The following is a 19531-nucleotide window of genomic DNA, read 5'->3' as shown; positions in this document are numbered from 1 at the left end:
CGCATAATGGCGCCCGCAATCAAATAAAAGATCGCTAACCTATTGGCAGGACCTACGATGGCTAGACGTATATTAGTGGTTGAAGACGAAGCTCCTATTCGTGAAATGGTGTGTTTTGTACTGGAACAAAATGGCTATCAGGCTGTTGAAGCTGAAGATTTTGATTCCGCAGTGGCCCAGCTGGTCGAGCCTTATCCTGAGCTTATCCTGCTCGACTGGATGTTACCGGGCGGTTCCGGTATTCAGTTTATTAAGCACCTTAAACGTGAAGCCCTGACCCGCGAAATCCCGGTGATGATGCTGACCGCACGCGGTGAAGAAGAAGATCGGGTGCGCGGCCTCGAAGTGGGTGCCGATGATTACATCACCAAACCGTTTTCTCCGAAAGAACTGGTTGCCCGCATCAAAGCGGTAATGCGCCGCATTTCTCCGATGGCGGTGGAAGAGGTGATCGACATGCAGGGGCTGAGCCTGGATCCTTCCTCTCACCGGGTGATGGCCAACGAGCAGGCGCTCGACATGGGGCCGACCGAATTCAAATTATTACACTTCTTTATGACCCACTCAGAACGTGTTTACAGCCGCGAACAGTTGCTGAATAACGTCTGGGGCACTAACGTTTATGTGGAAGATCGCACCGTGGACGTGCATATTCGTCGTTTACGTAAAGCGCTGGAAACCAGTGGACATGACAGAATGATTCAGACTGTCCGTGGCACGGGATACCGTTTCTCAACGCGTTATTAATCCCCACAGCGGAGAATCTGTGTGTTAGAACGTTTGTCATGGAAACGGCTGGCCGGCGAATTTTTCCTCTTTTGCCTGCCAGCGATCATTCTCGGCATTTTTGTCGGCCATTTTGGCTGGCTTCTCTTTGCGTCGCTGCTGGCGGCGCTGGGCTGGAACTATTACAACCAGCTTAAACTCTCACATTGGCTGTGGCTTGACCGCAGCATCACCCCGCCAAACGGGCGCTGGAGCTGGGAGCCGCTGTTCTACGGGCTGAACCAGATGCAGATGCGTAACCGTCGTCGTCGTCGCGAATTAGGGCAATTAATTAAACGTTTTCGCAGCGGTGCAGAATCGTTACCTGATGCGGTGGTGCTGACCACCGAAGAGGGCAATATTTTCTGGTGTAACGGTCTGGCGCAGGAACTGCTCGGCTTTCGCTGGCCGGAAGACAACGGGCAGCACATCTTTAATCTTTTGCGCTACCCGGAGTTTCGCGCCTGGATCCAGGCACGTGATTTCAGCCGTGCACTGAATCTTCAGCTGAATAATGAGCATTACGTGGAGTTTCGCGTGATGCCTTATTCTGAAGGGCAATTACTGATGGTGGCGCGGGATGTCACGCAGATGCGTCAGCTCGAGGGCGCGCGACGCAACTTCTTCGCTAACGTCAGCCATGAGCTGCGTACGCCGCTGACCGTTTTGCAGGGCTATCTGGAAATGATGGAAGACGCCAAGCTGGAAGAGCCGTTTCGTTCCAAAGCGCTGGATACCATGCAGGAGCAGACGCGACGCATGGACGGCCTGGTAAAACAACTGCTGACGCTGTCGAAAATAGAAGCCTCTGCCAATATGGATTTGCACGAGAAAGTCGATATTCCGGTGATGCTCGGCATGCTGGAGCGCGAAGTGCAGACGCTGAGCGGCGGTCAGCATGAGGTTGTATTCCGTATAAACGACAAGCTGAAGGTCTTTGGCAACGAAGATCAACTGCGCAGCGCGGTTTCCAATCTGGTGTACAACGCGGTCAATCACACCCCGGCGGGCACCCGCATTGAAGTCAGCTGGCAGCAAACGCCGCACGGCGCGCAGTTCCAGATAAGCGACAACGGGCCGGGTATTGCGCCTCAGCACCTTCCGCGCCTGACCGAACGTTTCTATCGCGTAGACAAAGCGCGCTCCCGCCAGACCGGTGGCAGCGGGCTGGGCCTGGCGATCGTCAAACATGCCCTGAGCCATCACAACGCCAGGCTGGAAGTCATGAGCGAAGTGGGTGTCGGCACCCGCTTTATGTTTACGCTGGCGCCGCGGTTGATTGTTCCGCAAGACGCCGGTGCGCAAGCTTCCATTAAGCCTTAACCCTCTCAAGCCTGTTATCTGCGGATTTCAGGCTTTCTTACTCTCTTCCAAATGAACATTCTTCCCACTAACGTGAATTTTATTCATGTCCCATGAAGATTCCTCTGTTGCTGATCAACGTGCTGCATGACACTATCCAATCAAAGACGTTTAGACATCCAGATGTCTATATATAACGCAACGCAATTATTTACTTTGTAAATCATTGGTATTCCGCCATACGCCGCGGGGTGCCTAAAAGGAGTCATGCATGCAACGTACAACCCCACCATTCCGCGCCGACGTTGTCGGCAGTTTCCTGCGCCCGCTGGCGATTAAAGAAGCGCGTAAACAGTTTCAGGCCGGTGAGATTGATGCCGCTCAGCTGCGCGCTGTGGAAGACACTGAAATTCGTCGCGTAGTGGATTTGCAGCGTGAAGCCGGTCTGCAAGTGGTCACTGACGGCGAATTCCGCCGGGCGTGGTGGCACTTCGATTTCTTCGAAGGGCTGGACGGCGTGGAAGGTTACGACGCGGTGCAGGGGATCCAGTTCAACGGCGTACAAACGAAAGCACGCAGCATTAAAGTGGTGAGTAAACTCGGTTTTGGCGCACACCCGATGCTGGAAGATTTCCGCTTCCTGAAAAGCATCAGTGGCAGCGCGGTGCCAAAAATGACCATTCCAAGTCCGAGTGTGATGCATTTCCGCGGTGGCCGTGACGCCATCAGCAAAGAGGTTTACCCCGACCTGAAGGAGTATTTTGACGATCTGGCACAGGTTTACCGTGACGCCATCAGGGCGTTTTACGATGCCGGTTGCCGTTATCTGCAACTCGACGACACGGTCTGGGCGTACCTGTGTTCAGAAGATCAGAAGAAGCAAATCCGCGAACGAGGGGATTCTCCGGAAGAGTTAGCACGCACTTACGCAGACGTGCTGAATAAAGCCATCGCCGGGAAACCCGACGATCTGGTGATTGGTCTGCATGTTTGTCGCGGCAACTTCCGCTCCACCTGGATTTCAGAAGGCGGTTACGAGCCGGTCGCGGAGATCCTGTTTGGCGGCGTGAACATCGATGCTTTCTTCCTTGAATATGACAACGAGCGTTCCGGTGGTTTCGAGCCGCTGCGCTTTATCAAAAAAGGCCATCAGCAGGCGGTTCTGGGATTAATCACCACAAAATCCGGCGAACTGGAGCTGGCGAAAACGGTGGAAGCGCGTCTTGCAGAAGCGGCTGAGTATCTGGATATCAACCAGATTTGCCTCAGCCCGCAGTGTGGTTTCGCCTCGACAGAAGAGGGCAACAGCCTGACCGAAGCGCAGCAGTGGGAAAAATTAAAACTGGTCGTGGATATCGCTGCACGCGTCTGGTAAAGGCGTCGCCGGTTATTTATTGACCTCATAAATCTGCTGGATATCGTGCGTGAAATTGCCCGTTCGTGGTGATTTCACGCACTTTTTGCCTTTTCGGGGCATATCTTGTGCTTACTTCGTTCAAAAATCATACATATCATATTGCGTGTTTGCGGCTGTATTTAGTGATAATCGCTGCTCTCAAGCATTAATCTGGTTGAAGACTCTGCTTTTTGGATCTCGGCTTGCCTTTCTGCGCTATAAACGTTTACCTTAGCCCCCGCTGTCGCTCGATACTCCCTGCATAACAACGTAATCATCTGCATATCATCAGGCGTTTTAGGCTCCTTCCGGCTTCATTTTGGTGCTCTCTGGCTTTGTTCGCCATTCATCCTTCTGACCGAGCAGCACGACGACAGCAACGGACACTTTATTCATTTGAACAGGCAACACGACACCAATCATGAGTACTCGTTTAACAAATAAAGATATTCTGGCGTTAGGTTTCATGACCTTCGCTTTATTCGTCGGGGCCGGAAACATTATTTTCCCGCCAATGGTTGGCCTGCAGGCCGGTCCTGAAGTCTGGTGGGCTGCTGCCGGGTTTATGATCACAGCCGTCGGCCTCCCGGTGATGACCGTCATTGCCCTGGCGCGTGTCGGGGGCGGTGTTGACGCCCTGAGCTCTCCGATTGGCCGTGGTGCCGGTATTTTGCTGGCCACCGTCTGCTATCTGGCCGTGGGCCCGCTGTTTGCTACGCCACGCACCGCGACCGTCTCCTTTGAAGTGGGGATCGCGCCGATGACCGGTGACGGCCCGCTGCCTCTGCTGATTTATAGCGTGATTTATTTTGCGCTGGTGATCGGCATTTCCCTGTATCCGGGCCGTCTGCTCGATACCGTCGGGCATTTCCTTGCGCCGTTGAAAATGGTTGCACTGGCTGCGCTGGGCGTTGCCGCACTGCTGTGGCCAGCCGGGCAGACAATGCCTGCGGTCGATGCTTATCAAACGGTTCCCTTCTCAAGTGGCTTCGTAAACGGGTATCTGACGATGGATACGCTGGGAGCGCTGGTGTTCGGGATTGTGATCGTTAATGCCGCTCGTTCACGCGGTGTGTCTGATGCTAAGTTGCTGACCCGTTACACAATTCTGGCAGGGTTGATCGCCGGTTTAGGTCTGGTGCTGGTCTATCTCAGCCTGTTCAAACTTGGCGAAAACAGTGCATCACTGGTGCCTGGCGCGACTAACGGCGCGGTGATCCTGCATGCTTATGTGGCGCATACCTTTGGTGGCGTCGGCAGCTTCTTCCTCGGCGCGCTGATTTTCATCGCCTGTATGGTGACGGCGGTTGGCCTGACCTGCGCCTGTGCGGAGTTCTTTGCTCAGTACCTGCCGCTGTCTTACAAAACACTGGTGTTCATTCTGGGTCTGTTCTCCATGCTGGTGTCTAACCTCGGCCTGAGCCATCTGATTCAGATTTCAATTCCGGTGCTGACCGCCATTTACCCGCCATGTATCGCGCTGGTGGTCTTGAGCTTCACCCTGCGCTGGTGGAATAATACGACGCGCATCGTGGCGCCGGTCATGCTGGTCAGTCTGGTATTCGGTATTGTTGATGGCATCAAAACCTCGGCCTTTGCTGATATCATGCCTGCCTGGACTGCAAACCTGCCACTGGCTGCACAAGGTCTTGCCTGGTTACCGCCGTCAGTATTAATGCTGGTGCTGGTGGGGATCTATGACAAAATCAGTGGCCCGCGCAGCGTCACGGCGCATCAATAATTATCGGGTGAAAGTTCCACAGTAGTTGAGTGAATTGTTCGCCAATCAGGCCACGGAAACCTTTTCCGTGGCTTTTTCATTGGCAGGGTGCAGGTGTTTTTTTGAATTGGCATTGTGATTTTTAAAATACAGAGACGGGTTAAGGTACATGCAAGAATCAGCTGAACAACCAACCGGGCAGCCAGAAGCGCCGGGCACGAAGCTAAAACGCGGTCTGACAACGCGTCATATTCGCTTTATGGCATTGGGATCAGCCATCGGAACCGGGCTGTTTTATGGATCGGCGGATGCCATCAAACTGGCAGGGCCCAGCGTATTGCTGGCATATCTGGTCGGCGGCATCATCGCCTTTATCATCATGCGCGCACTCGGCGAAATGTCGGTGCATAACCCGCAAAGCGGTTCGTTCTCACGTTATGCCCAGGACTACCTCGGGCCAATGGCGGGCTATATCACCGGCTGGACCTACTGTTTCGAAATCCTCATTGTGGCGATCGCCGACGTTACCGCGTTCGGCATATATATGGGCGTCTGGTTCCCGGATGTGCCGCAATGGACGTGGGTGCTCAGCGTCGTGCTGATCATCGGCGCGATCAATTTAGTCAGTGTGAAGGTGTTCGGCGAGCTGGAGTTCTGGTTCTCCTTCTTCAAAGTGCTGACGATTATCATCATGATCGTGGCGGGTTTTGGCATTATCTTCTGGGGCATCGGCAATGGCGGCCAGGCAACAGGTATCCATAATTTGTGGAGCCACGGCGGATTCTTCAGCCAGGGCATCATGGGGACTATCCTGTCGTTACAGCTGGTGATGTTCGCTTATGGCGGCATTGAAATCATTGGTATTACGGCCGGTGAAGCGGAAGATCCGAAGAAGTCGATTCCGAAAGCCATTAACTCGGTTCCGCTGCGTATTCTGGTGTTTTACGTGGGTACTCTGTTTGTCATCATGTCGATTTTCCCGTGGAATCAGATCGGTACGCAGGGGAGTCCGTTTGTACTGACATTCCAGCATATGGGGATCACTGCCGCTGCGGGTATTCTGAACTTCGTGGTGATCACTGCGTCGCTTTCGGCGATCAACAGCGATGTGTTTGGCGTGGGCCGTATGTTGCACGGAATGGCAAAGCAGGGGCAGGCGCCTAAAATGTTCAGCAAAGTGTCGCGTCTGGGCACACCGTGGGTCACGGTGCTGGTGATGATGGCCGCGTTGCTGATTGCGGTTTACCTCAACTACATCATGCCTTCGAATGTGTTTTTGGTGATCGCGTCTCTGGCGACCTTCGCGACCGTCTGGGTATGGATAATGATCCTGTTCTCCCAGATTGGTTTTCGTCGCAAGCTGAGCAAGCAGCAGGTTAAAGAACTCGAGTTCCCGCTGCGTGGCGGCGTGTATACCTCGGTATTCGGGATTATCTTCCTGGTGTTTATCATCGGCCTGATTGGTTACTTCCCGGACACCCGCGTGTCGCTTTACGTCGGTATGGTGTGGGTTGCCGCCCTGCTGATAGGGTACGCCTTCAAGCTGCGTAATGACCGCAAGAAGCAGGCAGTGGCACTGAGCAAGTAAGCAAGCACTTACCTTTCGGTTAAAAAAAGCCCCCGATATCTTCAAGGTATCGGGGGCTTTTTGTTGTCAGTTAATAGCCGATGGCCGCGCCTGCTGGCCGCCGCACATCATTCGCGCCATAGAGATAACCTTCGCGAACCTTGCCTGATACCGCCGAGTCATTACCGGAAGTAGCAGAGGTGACACCTGCCGCGCCCGGTAAACCCACCATAATCAATTCCGTCGCGCCCCACGGCGTCTGTTCCACCATTTTATAGCCCATCTTTTGCAGGATGTTCAGGCTGTCCGGAGAAACGCCGCGCTGCTCGTAATACACTTCGTCCGGCAGCCATTGGTGGTGAATACGTGGTGCGTTCACGGCTTCCTGCGGTGCCATGCCGTGGTCGATGACATTCAGCGCGGACTGCAACGTAATGGTGATGATGCGTGAACCGCCCGGCGATCCCAGAACCATAAAGATTTTACCGTCTTTAGTCACCAGACTCGGGCTCATCGACGATAGTGGGCGCTTACCGGGGGCGATGGAATTTTTAACGCCCTGGACCAGACCGAAGAGGTTCTTCTCACCGACTTTTACCGTGAAATCATCCATTTCGTCGTTGAGGAAAAAACCGGTGCCGGGCGCGATCACCACAGAACCAAACAGACCGTTGATGGTGTAGGTGGTGGAGACGGCGTTACCCATTTTATCGACGATGGAATAGTGCGTCGTTTCCGGTTTTTCGTGTGGTTCCATGCCCGGCTGAACGGCAGTCGATGGGGTGGCTTTATCCGCTTCTATCTTCTTACGGATTTCTTCGGCGTAACTTTTGCTGATCAGACGATCGACAGGATTTTTCACAAACGCCGGATCGCCGAGGTAAGTATTACGATCCATGTAAGCATGACGCATGGCTTCGGTCATGACGTGAATCGACGCCGCTGAATTGAACCCCATGCTTTTCAGATCATAGCCTTCCACAATGTTGAGGATTTCGCACATCGTGACGCCGCCGGAGCTTGGCGGTGGCGCAGACACGAATTTATAGCCACGGTAGCTGCATGAAACCGGCGTGTCTTCGGTGACTTTATAATTTGCGAAATCTGCCGCCGTCAGGATGCCGCCGCCTTTTTTAGAGGCAGCTTCGACCGCCTGCGGAATTTTTCCTTTATAGAAAGCGTCCGGGCCGTTTTTCGAGATGGCTTCCAGCGTGTCGGCTAAGTCGGTTTGCACCAGTTTATCGCCGGGCTGCAACGCGCTGCCATCTTTGCGCAGGAAGATGCGCGCTGCTTCAGGATCCTCTTTGAAGCGATCGACCTTGGTGTCGAGGATATCGGTATCGGCGCGGGTCAGTTCGAAACCCTGACGTGCGAGTTTAATGGCCGGTGCCATGACCTGCTGACGTGTCAGCGTCCCGTATTCTTTCTGGACGGTATCCATGCCCAATACCGTGCCCGGCACGCCAGCCGCCAGATAGCCGTAAAGGCTTGCGCCTTTTTTCACATTCCCGTCGGCATCCAGGTACATATTGGCGCTGGCTGCTGCAGGTGCCATTTCCCGGAAGTTAATAAAAGTGTCTTTTCCGTCGGCCAGATGCACCGTCATGAAGCCACCGCCGCCAATGTTGCCACAACATGGGTTGACGACGGCTTGCGCGTAACCGACAGCCACGGCGGCATCAATGGCGTTACCGCCCATTTTCAAAATATCGACGCCGACCTGTGAGGCCAGATATTGCGAGGTGACGACCATGCCGTTTTTGGCTTCTACCGCAGGACTGGACGCGGCGTAGAGCGGCAGGCTGGTCAGCATGGTGAGCGCGATGAGTGATTTCCGTAACATATAGGCTCCTGTTTTAACCCTGTCTTTTAAGTCATAACCTTCAGGTTATTGTGTGATATCACTTTTTTTATGACGACTGTGTTCCGTTCGCCTGAGGAAATGATGCAAAGCGCACGCCATTGTGAACGAAACATGTCGTTTTCAGCGTAGACGTAAAAGAGGAGCGTAAGGAAAGGAAGGGGAAAAAATGTGATCCCGCCGGACGGCAGGCATAAAAAAACGGCCAGCAAAGCTGACCGTTATTGAACGTGAAATCCGTGAAGGGATTACAGGTTTGACGCGTTTTCAGACAGGTATTTAGCCACGCCATCCGGAGATGCGCCCATGCCTTTTTTGCCTTTTTCCCACTGAGCCGGGCACACTTCGCCGTGCTCTTCGTGGAATTGCAGCGCGTCAACCATACGCAGCATTTCGTCGATGTTACGACCCAGTGGCAGATCGTTCACTACCTGGTGACGTACAACGCCTTCTTTGTCGATCAGGAAGGAACCGCGCAGTGCAACGCCAGCGTCCGGATGTTCGATACCGTAAGCTTTCTGAATTTCGCGTTTGATGTCAGCAACCATCGCGTACTTAACAGGACCGATGCCGCCTTTCTCAACAGGGGTGTTACGCCATGCGTTGTGAACGAACTCGGAGTCGAAGGACACGCCTACCACTTCTACGCCACGATTCTGGAATTCTTCGTAACGGTGATCAAACGCGATCAGTTCAGAAGGGCAGACGAAAGTGAAGTCCATTGGCCAGAAGAAGATAACAGTTGGTTTGCCTGCAGTGTGTTTTTTGAAGTTGAAGTTTTCAACTACTTCGCCGCTACCAAGTACTGCTGCTGCGGTGAAGTCAGGGGCTGGGCGAGTTACCAGAACCATAATATTACTCCTTATGAAACCCAAAAGGGCGTCGTAGGTGAGAGGAAAGGGTGAACAAAACGACTGTCAGTATAGGGGCAAGCCCGAAGTGAATAAACCCCATCGCGCCAATCAATCAGATAGCATCCGGCTATCAGTTTTTGAAGTATGTCCCATCGTTATTTAACAACAGACACTTAATTGCAAAATATTGTGTTCATTCTCACAAATTCAACGCGGTTTGTCAGATTTGCCGGTCTTTCGCCTGTTGCATCATGACCGGATAAAACTGCCAAAAAAGCTGTTCGAGGGCGTCATAATTCAGTTCGATATCATGGAATGAGCCGGTCAGTGCACTGAGCTTTGGCCGACGGCTGGCCATGCCGCGTAATACGTCGCCTATAAAAGGCAGCGCGGCATAACGTTCCATCCAGCGTTCCGGCCATAAATAGGCATTCAGATTCCGGAAACGCTCAGGCATTTCAGGCAGCTGCGGTTCAATTTCCTGCTGACAGTCGTCAAGAAAATCTTCCAGGGATTGCTGCGGATGAATGCTGGCCCAGTGGCGGGAGAGAAAATGGTCCCACACGACGTCCAGAGTAATGGGTGATACGCGGCGAAAATCATCACGAAAATAGCTGCGCGCAATTCTGACTTCCGGCAGGGAATCGGTGAGGGTATCGACGCGGCGGTGCATGCGGATCCCGCTGACGATGTCATCGGAATATTGCCCCTCAGGGTTGCCGCGAACGAAGTCCGCCAGCAGATTGCCTAACAGGGAGCTGTCGGCCAGAGAGGCCAGATGGAGGTGAGCTAAAAAATTCATTGGCCGAGTATAACGCAGTAAATGTGATCCCTGACAGGGTGGCCGCCTTTATTCGCGCAGAAGCTTGCAGGGGATGCCTCGTCCCACTAGACTAAGCCGCCTGTTTTTGTCGTTAAAGTGAAGTGAAAAACCATGCGTGTTGCCGATTTTTCTTTTGAACTCCCTGAATCCCTGATTGCCCGCTATCCGCAAACCCAGCGCAGCGGCTGTCGTTTGTTGTCTCTGGACGGGCCGGGCGGTGAGTTAACGCACGGCGTGTTCACCGATATTCTCGATAAAATCCTGCCTGGCGATTTGCTGGTATTTAACAATACCCGTGTGATCCCGGCCCGCGTGTTTGGCCGTAAGGTCAGTGGCGGCAAGATTGAAGTGCTGGTCGAGCGGGTGCTCGATTCGCACCGCGTTCTGGCGCACGTTCGCGCGTCCAAATCCCCTAAACCGGGGGCAGAATTGCTGCTCGGTGATAAAGAAGACATTAAAGCCACCATGGTGGCCCGTCACGATACGCTGTTTGAGCTGGAATTTAATGAAGATCGTGATGTCTTTACTCTGCTCAACGAAATCGGCCATATGCCGCTGCCGCCGTATATCGACCGCCCTGATGAAGATGCCGACCGCGAGCTCTATCAGACCGTCTACAGCGAACGTCCGGGTGCCGTCGCCGCGCCGACCGCCGGTTTGCATTTCGATGAACCGCTGATGGATGCGCTGAAAGCCAAAGGCGTGGAGTTCGCTTTTGTGACGCTGCACGTAGGCGCGGGCACCTTCCAGCCGGTGCGCGTGGACACTATCGAAGACCACATTATGCACGCTGAGTATGCCGAAGTGCCGCAGGACGTGGTCGATGCCGTGCTGGCGTGTAAAGCGCGCGGTAATAAAGTCGTGGCCGTGGGCACCACCTCTGTGCGTTCGCTGGAAAGTGCCGCGAAAGCCAGCGAAGATGCGCTGATTGCGCCATTCTTCGGCGATACAAAGATCTTCATCTATCCGGGTTATCACTATCAGGTGATTGATTCCCTGATCACTAACTTCCATCTGCCTGAATCGACGTTGATCATGCTGGTGTCGGCGTTTGCCGGTTATAAAAATACGATGAATGCCTACCATCAGGCCGTCGCAGAGCAGTACCGTTTCTTCAGTTATGGTGATGCAATGTTCATCAACCGTAACCCGCTGGCGCCGCAGGAAGTGGTCGGCCAGTAACGTTTTTGTAACTACCCGCCCGGACGCACTCGGTGTATCCGGGCTTTCTTTTCCGGGCGTCATGCCACGGACTTAACCTCATCAGACTGTTTCTCTGATGCTGGAGGCAATGTGAAGTACGAATTAAGCACTACCGATGGCCGCGCACGTCGCGGACGTCTGGTCTTTGAACGTGGCGTGGTCGAAACCCCGGCATTTATGCCCGTGGGCACTTACGGCACCGTAAAAGGCATGACCCCGGAAGAAGTTAAAGATACCGGCGCGCAAATCCTGCTGGGCAACACTTTCCACCTGTGGCTGCGCCCTGGTCAGGAAATCATGAAACTGCATGGCGATCTGCACGATTTCATGAACTGGCACGGCCCGATCCTCACCGATTCCGGCGGCTTTCAGGTGTTCAGCCTGGGGGCGATGCGTAAAATCAAAGAAGAGGGTGTGCATTTCCGCAATCCGATCAACGGCGATCCGGTCTTTCTAAGCCCGGAAAAATCCATGGAGATCCAATACGATCTCGGTTCTGACATCGTGATGATCTTCGACGAATGTACGCCGTATCCTGCTGACTGGGATTACGCAAAACGCTCCATGGAGATGTCTTTGCGCTGGGCAAAACGCAGCCGCGATCGCTTCAACGAATTGAATAATAAGAATGCTTTGTTCGGGATTATTCAGGGCAGCGTTTACGAAGATTTACGAGATGTATCATTAAAAGGGCTGGTAGATATCGGCTTTGATGGTTACGCTGTGGGCGGTTTGGCGGTAGGCGAGCCGAAAGAGGACATGCACCGTATCCTTGAGCACGTTTGCCCGCAAATCCCGGAAGACAAACCTCGTTATCTGATGGGCGTCGGCAAACCGGAAGATTTGGTGGAAGGCGTGCGTCGCGGTGTGGATATGTTTGACTGTGTTATGCCAACGCGTAACGCGCGTAACGGTCACTTATTTGTCACCGATGGCATCGTCAAAATCCGAAATGCCAAGTATAAATCTGATACGACAACGCTGGATGAACACTGTGATTGCTACACATGTCGCAATTATAGCCGCGCCTACTTGCATCATCTCGACCGTTGCAACGAAATTCTGGGTGCCCGTTTGAATACCATCCACAATTTGCGCTATTACCAGCGTTTGATGGCCGGTTTACGCCAGGCTATTGAAGAGGGTAAATTAGAGCTCTTTGTGACAGACTTCTACGAGCGTAAAGGCAAACCGGTTCCGCCTTTAAACTTCTGATTTCTTAGTCGTGTCGGCATCTCCGAAAGGCGGTGCCGATTTTATCATTTGTTGAGCCGTCATAATGGGGTATTGTGCGAGACGTTTCATCGCCAGACTCCATTTTGGAAATACGGTTTTTTTTACAACAACTATTTTGCTTCACAACAACAATGAGGGAATTTAAATGAGTCTTTTCATTTCCGATGCTGTCGCAGCTTCCGGCGCACCGTCACAGGGAAGTCCTTACTCTCTGGTTATTATGCTGGTGGTTTTTGGTCTGATTTTCTATTTCATGATCCTGCGCCCGCAGCAGAAACGTTCTAAAGAACACAAAAAACTGATGGATTCCATCGGTAAAGGTGACGAAGTGATGACCACCGGTGGCCTGATCGGTCGCGTAACGAAAGTGGCTGAAACTGGCTATGTCGTCATCGCACTGAACGACACTAACGAAGTGATGATCAAGCGTGACTTCGTGGCAGCTGTCCTGCCAAAAGGCACGATGAAGTCTATCTAATTTTCGATTTTCCCGAAGGGAACTGCCGTGTTAAACCGTTATCCTGCGTGGAAGTATCTGATGCTGATCGTTGTGGTCATCGTCGGGCTGCTTTATGCACTTCCCAACCTTTATGGTGAGGATCCGGCTGTTCAAATCACTGGTGCTCGGGGTTCCGACGCCAGTGAAGCAACGCTGGACCAAGTCCGTAACGTATTAGATCAAAGCAAAATCCAGATCAAATCAGTTGCTCTGGAGAATGGCGCTATTCTTGCCCGTTTCAAAGACACGGATGTACAGCTTCGTGCACGTGAAGCGCTGACTGAAGCGCTGGGCGACAAGTTTGTTATTGCACTTAACCTGGCACCGGCAACGCCGCGCTGGTTGAGCATGCTGGGCGCCGAGCCGATGAAGCTGGGCCTCGACTTACGTGGTGGTGTGCACTTCCTGATGGAAGTGGATATGGATACTGCGCTGAGTAAGCTGCAAGAGCAGACGATGGACAACATGCGCAGCGACCTGCGCGACAAGAATATTCCTTATGCCACGGTGCGTAAGCTCGACAACTATGGCGTTGAAGTGCGTTTTCGTGATGCTGCCACCCGCGATTCTGCGGTCAGCTACCTGAGCCCACGTCACCGCGATTTAGTGATCACCAACAGCGGCGATAACGCCATTCGCGTGGTGATGACTGATGCTCGCATGAATGAAGCCCGCGAGTATGCCGTTCAGCAAAACATCACCATCCTGCGTAACCGTGTAAACCAACTGGGTGTGGCAGAGCCGCTGGTACAACGTCAGGGTTCTGACCGTATCGTCGTTGAGCTGCCGGGTATTCAGGATACGGCGCGTGCGAAAGAAATTCTGGGCGCCACGGCGACACTGGAATTCCGTCTGGTGAATACCAATGTGGATGCCACTGCTGCAGCGTCTGGCCGCGTGCCGGGTGACAGCGAAGTGAAAAATACCCGTGAAGGCCGCCCGGTTGTCTTGTACAAACGCGTGATCCTGACCGGTGACCATATCACTGACTCCACCTCCAGCATGGATGAGTACAATCAGCCACAGGTTAACATCTCTCTCGACAGCGCTGGCGGTAACGCCATGTCTAACTTCACTAAGGATAACATCGGTAAACCGATGGCTACCCTGTTTGTGGAGTACAAAGACAGCGGTAAGAAAGATGCCAATGGCCGTTCAATTCTGGCGAAACAAGAAGAAGTTATTAACGTGGCGACGATTCAGTCACGTCTGGGTAACAGCTTCCGTATCACCGGGGTAAACGATCCGAATGAAGCCCGTCAGCTGTCTCTGCTGCTGCGCGCCGGTGCGTTGATCGCGCCAATCCAGATTGTTGAAGAACGTACCATCGGCCCGACCTTAGGGATGGAAAATATCAAGCAAGGTCTGGAAGCCTGTCTGGCAGGACTTGTGGTCTCAATTATCTTCATGCTGTTCTTCTATAAGAAGTTTGGTCTGATTGCGACCTCTGCGCTGATTGCTAACCTGGTGCTTATTGTTGGGATCATGTCTCTGATACCTGGGGCAACACTTACGATGCCGGGTATTGCGGGTATCGTATTAACCCTTGCCGTAGCGGTGGATGCCAACGTACTGATCAACGAACGTATTAAGGAAGAACTTAGTAACGGACGTTCAGTGCAGCAGGCCATTGATGAAGGTTACAAAGGCGCGTTCAGCTCCATCTTTGATGCCAACGTCACGACGCTAATCAAGGTCATCATCCTGTATGCCGTCGGCACCGGGGCAATTAAAGGCTTTGCGATTACAACCGGTATTGGTGTAGCGACGTCAATGTTTACCGCAATCGTCGGTACTCGTGCCCTCGTAAATCTGTTGTACGGCGGCAAGCGCATCAAAAAGCTGTCTATCTGAGGAGTGCGTTGTGGCACAGGAATATACTGTTGAACAATTAAACCACGGCCGTAGAGTCTATGACTTTATGCGCTGGGATTACTGGGCTTTCGGTATCTCTGGTTTCCTGTTGATCCTTTCTATCGCCATTATCGGTGTGAAAGGTTTTAACTGGGGTCTGGATTTCACCGGCGGTACGGTTATTGAAATCTCGCTGGAAAAACCTGCGGATTTGGACATGATGCGCGCTTCGCTTGAGAAATCAGGCTTTGCAGAACCGCTGGTACAGAATTTTGGTAGCAGCCGCGACATCATGGTTCGTATGCCACCGACTAAGGGTGAAACAGGCGGCCAGGAACTGGGTGCTAAGGTTCTTAGCGTGATTAACGAAACGACCAGCCAGAATGCCCAGGTGAAACGTATCGAGTTCGTCGGCCCAAGCGTAGGGGCTGATTTGGCGCAAAATGGTGCGATGGCGCTGTTAGTGGCATTGATCGCTATCCTGGTTTACGTCGGTTTCCGCTTCGAGTGGCGTCTGGCAGCAGGTGTTGTTATCGCGCTTGCTCACGACGTTGTGATCACCATGGGTGTGCTCTCGTTGTTCCATATCGAGGTTGACCTGACCATCGTTGCTTCACTGATGTCGGTTATCGGTTACTCGCTTAACGACAGCATCGTCGTATCGGACCGTATTCGTGAGAACTTCCGCAAGATCCGTCGCGGGACATCTTACGAAATCTTTAACGTGTCGTTGACCCAGACGTTGCACAGAACATTGATCACATCCGGTACCACGTTAGTCGTGATCCTGATGCTGTATTTGTTTGGTGGTGCATTGCTGCGTGGTTTCTCACTGACCATGTTGATTGGTGTTTCAATCGGTACGGCTTCATCGATATATGTTGCTTCGGCGCTGGCCCTGAAACTGGGTATGAAGCGTGAACACATGTTGCAGCAAAAAGTGGAAAAAGAAGGTGCAGATCAGCCTTCGATTCTGCCTTAATCTGCTGATGGTTCAGTGATCAAAAAACCCCGCGCTGCGGGGTTTTTTTTGCCTGAAATTCGGGATGTTATGGCTGAACTGTGGCGGCAGAAGGCGGTACCGTGGCGACAATATTGTGCAGATGGACAAAGCCCAGCGTTTCCATCGTGACCTGACTGAATTTCACCTCGAAGGTTTTCACCGGTCCGGGCAGCAAATCCGGTTCCACGTTGATGTTTTGGGTTTGCATATCGACGGTCAGCGGTTTGCCGGTGACCGGATCCAGCTGGCCCCAGCTCAGTGACGCGGTAAATGGCGGCAGCGGATTGCCGGCATCGTTTTTCACTTCTAACACCGCTTGTAACCCGCTGGCATCCGGTGCCACGCGCAGCAACGTCACAGTCAGCTCACCCAGATCACTTTTCAGCAGGGCAGGGCTCTTAGCCGCAGGCAGCAAATAGACGCCATTGCTGGACTGCCGGTTCAGCGTGGTTTGCTGTTCAAGTGCGACCGCCAAATCGGTCAGCCGTTGCAGTTTCTGATTCAGTTGACCCACTTCTGATTTCAATTCCGGCAGCTGTGGATTTTGCTGCGCGCAGCCCTGCAGGCTCAGCAACGCGGCGCCGATAAGCCAAAGGCGAGGGTGTTTCGTCATATCAGAGATTTCCTTTCTTCTGCCCGATGCAACAACCGTCCGGGCACTAATAGAGAGCCTAAGTTTAACCCGATGTCGATGAAAGTAGCGACAGCCTTTGTTGTCTGCACACTTCGGGTTAAACTGATGTCCAATTGAGTTCGCGATCAGGAAGTGCTATGCATTGCCCATTTTGTGCTGCTGTTGATACTAAAGTGATTGATTCCCGCCTGGTGGGTGACGGATCGCAGGTCCGTCGTCGCCGTCAGTGCCTGGTGTGCCATGAACGTTTCACCACTTTTGAAGTGGCGGAACTGGTGATGCCGCGTGTCATTAAAAGCAATGAAGTCCGCGAACCCTTTAACGAAGATAAATTACGCGGCGGCTTACTGAAAGCGCTGGAAAAACGGCCGGTCAGTTCTGACGATGTTGAAACCGCCATCAGCCACATTAAGTCGCAGCTGCGCGCCACCGGCGAGCGTGAAATTCCCGCGAAGATGATCGGCAATCTGGTGATGGATGCCCTGAAAGGGCTGGATAAAGTGGCCTACATTCGTTTCGCATCAGTCTATCGCAGCTTTGAAGATATTCGTGAATTTGGTGAAGAGATCGCCCGTCTTCAGGATTAAGGAAAACTGATGTTCCCCGAACAGCCTGCTGCACCCCAATCTGCTGAATTACCCTTCGATGAACGCTTTATGGCGCGCGCTTTCGAGCTGGCGCGTCGCGGGCGTTTCACCACCACACCGAATCCCAACGTCGGTTGTGTCATTGTCTCCGGGGGTGAAATCGTCGGTGAAGGCTACCATTTGCGTGCCGGTGAGCCTCATGCCGAAGTCCATGCGCTGCGCATGGCCGGTGAAAAAGCCAGAGGCGCGACGGCCTATGTGACACTCGAACCGTGCAGCCATCATGGCCGCACGCCGCCTTGTGCCGATGCTTTACTGGCGGCAGGCATCACCCGGGTTGTGGCAGCGATGCAGGATCCTAATCCGGAAGTTGCCGGGCGAGGGTTATACCGTCTGAAGCAAAATGGCGTGGATGTCAGCCATGGGCTGATGCATTCGCAGGCGGAAGCCGTCAATCTTGGCTTTCTGAAACGCATGCGCACCGGTTTCCCTTACGTACAACTGAAAATGGGCGCATCGCTGGATGGCCGAACGGCGATGGCCTCCGGCGAAAGTCAGTGGATCACCTCGGCGGCGGCGCGCGCTGACGTGCAGCGTTTTCGCGCAGAAAGCTCAGCGGTGCTGAGCACCAGCGCCACGGTGCTGGCCGATAATCCCTCGCTGAATGTGCGCTGGCGCGAACTGGGCAGTGATGTGCAGGCCGTTTACCCTGAGCAGAACCTTCGCCAGCCGCTGAGAATTATCCTCGACAGCCAGAACCGCGTGACGCCACAGCATCAGCTGGTGAATTTACCCGGCGACGTTCTGCTGGCCCGTCTTGAAAAAGATCAGCTGGCCTGGCCTGATTCCGTTGAACAATGGTGTGTTCCGGGACGCGAGAATCGCATCGATCTGATTCTGCTTATGATGCAACTGGCGAAACGTCAGGTAAATTCCATCTGGGTGGAAGCCGGCGCTCAACTTGCCGGAGCCTTATTACAAGCGGGTCTGATTGATGAATTAATCGTTTATATGGCACCTAAGTTATTGGGTGATAATGGCCGCGCACTGTGCGAACTGCCCGGATTGCAGCATCTGAAAGATGCGCCGGAATTCGTTTTCAGTGATGTCCGGCAGATTGGCCCGGACCTGCGTTTACGTCTGAAGCCGGTGTACTGAGCATTTTACTCCTCCTCTGTTTGCACGGGTTTGAAAAGCCCGTGTCCAGACAGGGTAATTTTATGATAGAATCCGCCCCCCTGCGGCTGGGGTTGAGAAACTCCTGAACCCACTTTAAGGAAAACTATGAACGTTATTGAAGGTGTTGTAGCCACGCCTAACGCGCGCGTAGCGATCGCGATTGCTCGTTTTAACAATTTCATCAACGACAGCCTGCTTTCCGGTGCTATTGATGCGTTGAAACGTATTGGTCAGGTCAGCGATGACAACATCACCGTAGTCTGGGTCCCGGGCGCATACGAATTGCCTCTGGCAACCCGTGCTCTGGCTGAAAGCGGAAAGTACGACGCCGTTGTTGCGCTCGGTACAGTGATCCGCGGGGGCACAGCCCACTTTGAATTCGTCGCGGGCGAATGCAGCTCTGGCCTGTCCAGCGTTGCCATGAACAGCGAAATCCCGGTTGCCTTTGGTGTGCTGACGACAGAAAGCATCGAACAAGCCATTGAACGCGCAGGGACAAAAGCCGGTAACAAGGGTGCAGAAGCTGCACTGACCGCGCTTGAAATGATTAATGTTATCAAGGCTATTAAGGCCTGAATCTAGTTAAGGGGAAATCCGTGAAACCTGCTGCTCGTCGCCGCGCCCGTGAATGTGCCGTTCAGGCGCTTTACTCCTGGCAGTTGTCGAAAAATGACATCGCCGATGTTGAATTAGAATTCCTGACCGAGCAGGATGTCAAAGATGTAGACATTGCCTATTTCCGCGAACTGCTGGCTGGTGTAGCAAACAGTGCAGAGAAACTCGATGCATTGATGGCGCCATACCTGTCACGTCAGCTGGATGAATTAGGCCAGGTGGAAAGAGCGATCTTGCGTCTGGCTCTGTTTGAGCTGAGCAAGCGCCAGGATGTCCCTTATAAAGTGGCCATCAATGAAGCGATCGAACTGGCGAAAACCTTCGGCGCTGAAGACAGTCACAAATTTGTGAACGGTGTGCTGGACAAAGCGGGCCCGCATATTCGCAAGAAATAATGTCAGCAAGGGTCAGCCCGACGGATAAATGATCACAC

The 19531-nt window shown here is 53.1% G+C and carries 18 protein-coding genes; 14 read left to right on the top strand and 4 right to left on the bottom strand.

Going from position 1 to position 19531, the window contains the following annotated elements:
• Window positions 1-57 precede the first annotated feature (57 nt).
• From phoB to proY, 5 genes are all read left to right on the top strand, one after another.
• Window positions 58-747, top strand: coding sequence for a phosphate response regulator transcription factor PhoB (phoB, locus tag J1779_RS24630; protein WP_056770970.1), 690 nt, complete (start codon window positions 58-60; stop codon window positions 745-747).
• Window positions 748-768: 21 nt separating this feature from the next.
• A complete protein-coding gene (gene phoR / locus J1779_RS24625; protein WP_183848784.1) occupies window positions 769-2088 on the top strand; it encodes a phosphate regulon sensor histidine kinase PhoR in 1320 nt (439 codons plus the stop codon).
• A 250-nt stretch (window positions 2089-2338) separates the two neighbouring features.
• Entirely contained in the window at window positions 2339-3442 is a 1104-nt protein-coding gene (locus J1779_RS24620; RefSeq protein ID WP_136374655.1) for a cobalamin-independent methionine synthase II family protein, read from the top strand.
• Window positions 3443-3884: 442 nt separating this feature from the next.
• Window positions 3885-5204: a branched-chain amino acid transport system II carrier protein gene (brnQ, locus tag J1779_RS24615; RefSeq protein WP_056770977.1), complete on the top strand. Its 1320-nt coding sequence runs from the start codon at window positions 3885-3887 to the stop codon at window positions 5202-5204.
• Between the two features lie 148 nt (window positions 5205-5352).
• Entirely contained in the window at window positions 5353-6771 is a 1419-nt protein-coding gene (gene proY, locus J1779_RS24610; protein WP_136374656.1) for a proline-specific permease ProY, read from the top strand.
• 70 nt (window positions 6772-6841) lie between these two features.
• Here proY and ggt read toward each other — a convergent pair whose 3' ends face one another.
• The 3 genes from ggt to J1779_RS24595 form a co-directional block, all read right to left on the bottom strand.
• Window positions 6842-8593 carry a gamma-glutamyltransferase gene (ggt, locus tag J1779_RS24605; protein ID WP_056770983.1) on the bottom strand — a complete coding sequence of 584 codons (1752 nt, stop codon included), beginning with the start codon at window positions 8591-8593 and terminating at the stop codon, window positions 6842-6844.
• A 266-nt stretch (window positions 8594-8859) separates the two neighbouring features.
• Window positions 8860-9462 carry a peroxiredoxin C gene (locus J1779_RS24600; RefSeq protein WP_013576674.1) on the bottom strand — a complete coding sequence of 201 codons (603 nt, stop codon included), beginning with the start codon at window positions 9460-9462 and terminating at the stop codon, window positions 8860-8862.
• A gap of 223 nt (window positions 9463-9685) precedes the next feature.
• Window positions 9686-10267 carry an acyl carrier protein phosphodiesterase gene (locus J1779_RS24595; RefSeq protein ID WP_056770986.1) on the bottom strand — a complete coding sequence of 194 codons (582 nt, stop codon included), beginning with the start codon at window positions 10265-10267 and terminating at the stop codon, window positions 9686-9688.
• Between the two features lie 132 nt (window positions 10268-10399).
• Here J1779_RS24595 and queA point away from each other — a divergent pair, with 132 nt between their 5' ends.
• The 5 genes from queA to secF all read left to right on the top strand — a co-directional run bounded on the left by queA (window position 10400) and on the right by secF (window position 16062).
• Window positions 10400-11470, top strand: coding sequence for a tRNA preQ1(34) S-adenosylmethionine ribosyltransferase-isomerase QueA (gene queA, locus J1779_RS24590; protein ID WP_056770988.1), 1071 nt, complete (start codon window positions 10400-10402; stop codon window positions 11468-11470).
• Window positions 11471-11581: 111 nt separating this feature from the next.
• Window positions 11582-12706, top strand: coding sequence for a tRNA guanosine(34) transglycosylase Tgt (gene tgt / locus J1779_RS24585; RefSeq protein ID WP_056770989.1), 1125 nt, complete (start codon window positions 11582-11584; stop codon window positions 12704-12706).
• A 166-nt stretch (window positions 12707-12872) separates the two neighbouring features.
• The gene (gene yajC / locus J1779_RS24580) at window positions 12873-13205 is read left to right on the top strand and encodes a preprotein translocase subunit YajC (RefSeq protein WP_056770992.1); all 333 of its coding nucleotides are present in this window, start codon (window positions 12873-12875) and stop codon (window positions 13203-13205) included.
• A 27-nt stretch (window positions 13206-13232) separates the two neighbouring features.
• Window positions 13233-15080 (top strand): protein translocase subunit SecD, encoded by a 1848-nt coding sequence (gene secD, locus J1779_RS24575; RefSeq protein WP_072158037.1) that lies wholly within the window; start codon window positions 13233-13235, stop codon window positions 15078-15080.
• A 10-nt stretch (window positions 15081-15090) separates the two neighbouring features.
• The gene (gene secF / locus J1779_RS24570) at window positions 15091-16062 is read left to right on the top strand and encodes a protein translocase subunit SecF (RefSeq protein ID WP_056770996.1); all 972 of its coding nucleotides are present in this window, start codon (window positions 15091-15093) and stop codon (window positions 16060-16062) included.
• Between the two features lie 67 nt (window positions 16063-16129).
• On the opposite strand, the gene J1779_RS24565 is transcribed toward secF, so the two are convergent.
• Window positions 16130-16696 (bottom strand): DUF3251 domain-containing protein, encoded by a 567-nt coding sequence (locus tag J1779_RS24565; protein WP_217204999.1) that lies wholly within the window; start codon window positions 16694-16696, stop codon window positions 16130-16132.
• A gap of 158 nt (window positions 16697-16854) precedes the next feature.
• On the opposite strand from J1779_RS24565, the gene nrdR reads away from it, so the two are divergent.
• The 4 genes from nrdR (at window position 16855) to nusB (ending at window position 19493) form a co-directional block, all read left to right on the top strand.
• Window positions 16855-17304 (top strand): transcriptional regulator NrdR, encoded by a 450-nt coding sequence (gene nrdR / locus J1779_RS24560; protein WP_056771003.1) that lies wholly within the window; start codon window positions 16855-16857, stop codon window positions 17302-17304.
• 9 nt (window positions 17305-17313) lie between these two features.
• Window positions 17314-18462, top strand: a complete 1149-nt coding sequence (ribD, locus tag J1779_RS24555; protein WP_217204998.1) for a bifunctional diaminohydroxyphosphoribosylaminopyrimidine deaminase/5-amino-6-(5-phosphoribosylamino)uracil reductase RibD — start codon at window positions 17314-17316, stop codon at window positions 18460-18462.
• Window positions 18463-18588: 126 nt separating this feature from the next.
• On the top strand, window positions 18589-19059 hold the full coding sequence (gene ribH, locus J1779_RS24550) for a 6,7-dimethyl-8-ribityllumazine synthase (RefSeq protein WP_056771010.1): 471 nt from the start codon (window positions 18589-18591) through the stop codon (window positions 19057-19059).
• A 20-nt stretch (window positions 19060-19079) separates the two neighbouring features.
• Window positions 19080-19493 (top strand): transcription antitermination factor NusB, encoded by a 414-nt coding sequence (gene nusB, locus J1779_RS24545; protein ID WP_013576663.1) that lies wholly within the window; start codon window positions 19080-19082, stop codon window positions 19491-19493.
• The last annotated feature ends 38 nt before the right edge of the window (window positions 19494-19531 follow it).

It is taken from the genome of Rahnella rivi (assembly GCF_019049655.1).
Classification (GTDB): domain Bacteria; phylum Pseudomonadota; class Gammaproteobacteria; order Enterobacterales; family Enterobacteriaceae; genus Rahnella; species Rahnella rivi.
The sequence above is the reverse complement of the archived record's forward strand: the minus strand, read 5'-3'. Positions and strand labels throughout refer to the sequence as shown.

Bases quoted from the DNA above. Each gene is read 5' to 3' on its own strand.
- yajC (WP_056770992.1), top strand. From the start codon at position 12,873: ATGAGTCTTTTCATTTCCGATGCTGTCGCAGCTTCCGGCGCACCGTCA.
- nrdR (WP_056771003.1), top strand. From the start codon at position 16,855: ATGCATTGCCCATTTTGTGCTGCTGTTGATACTAAAGTGATTGATTCC.
- phoB (WP_056770970.1), top strand. From the start codon at position 58: ATGGCTAGACGTATATTAGTGGTTGAAGACGAAGCTCCTATTCGTGAA.
- ribH (WP_056771010.1), top strand. From the start codon at position 18,589: ATGAACGTTATTGAAGGTGTTGTAGCCACGCCTAACGCGCGCGTAGCG.
- J1779_RS24565 (WP_217204999.1), bottom strand. From the start codon at position 16,696: ATGACGAAACACCCTCGCCTTTGGCTTATCGGCGCCGCGTTGCTGAGC.
- brnQ (WP_056770977.1), top strand. From the start codon at position 3,885: ATGAGTACTCGTTTAACAAATAAAGATATTCTGGCGTTAGGTTTCATG.
- queA (WP_056770988.1), top strand. From the start codon at position 10,400: ATGCGTGTTGCCGATTTTTCTTTTGAACTCCCTGAATCCCTGATTGCC.
- J1779_RS24600 (WP_013576674.1), bottom strand. From the start codon at position 9,462: ATGGTTCTGGTAACTCGCCCAGCCCCTGACTTCACCGCAGCAGCAGTA.
- J1779_RS24595 (WP_056770986.1), bottom strand. From the start codon at position 10,267: ATGAATTTTTTAGCTCACCTCCATCTGGCCTCTCTGGCCGACAGCTCC.
- ribD (WP_217204998.1), top strand. From the start codon at position 17,314: ATGTTCCCCGAACAGCCTGCTGCACCCCAATCTGCTGAATTACCCTTC.
- J1779_RS24620 (WP_136374655.1), top strand. From the start codon at position 2,339: ATGCAACGTACAACCCCACCATTCCGCGCCGACGTTGTCGGCAGTTTC.
- ggt (WP_056770983.1), bottom strand. From the start codon at position 8,593: ATGTTACGGAAATCACTCATCGCGCTCACCATGCTGACCAGCCTGCCG.
- proY (WP_136374656.1), top strand. From the start codon at position 5,353: ATGCAAGAATCAGCTGAACAACCAACCGGGCAGCCAGAAGCGCCGGGC.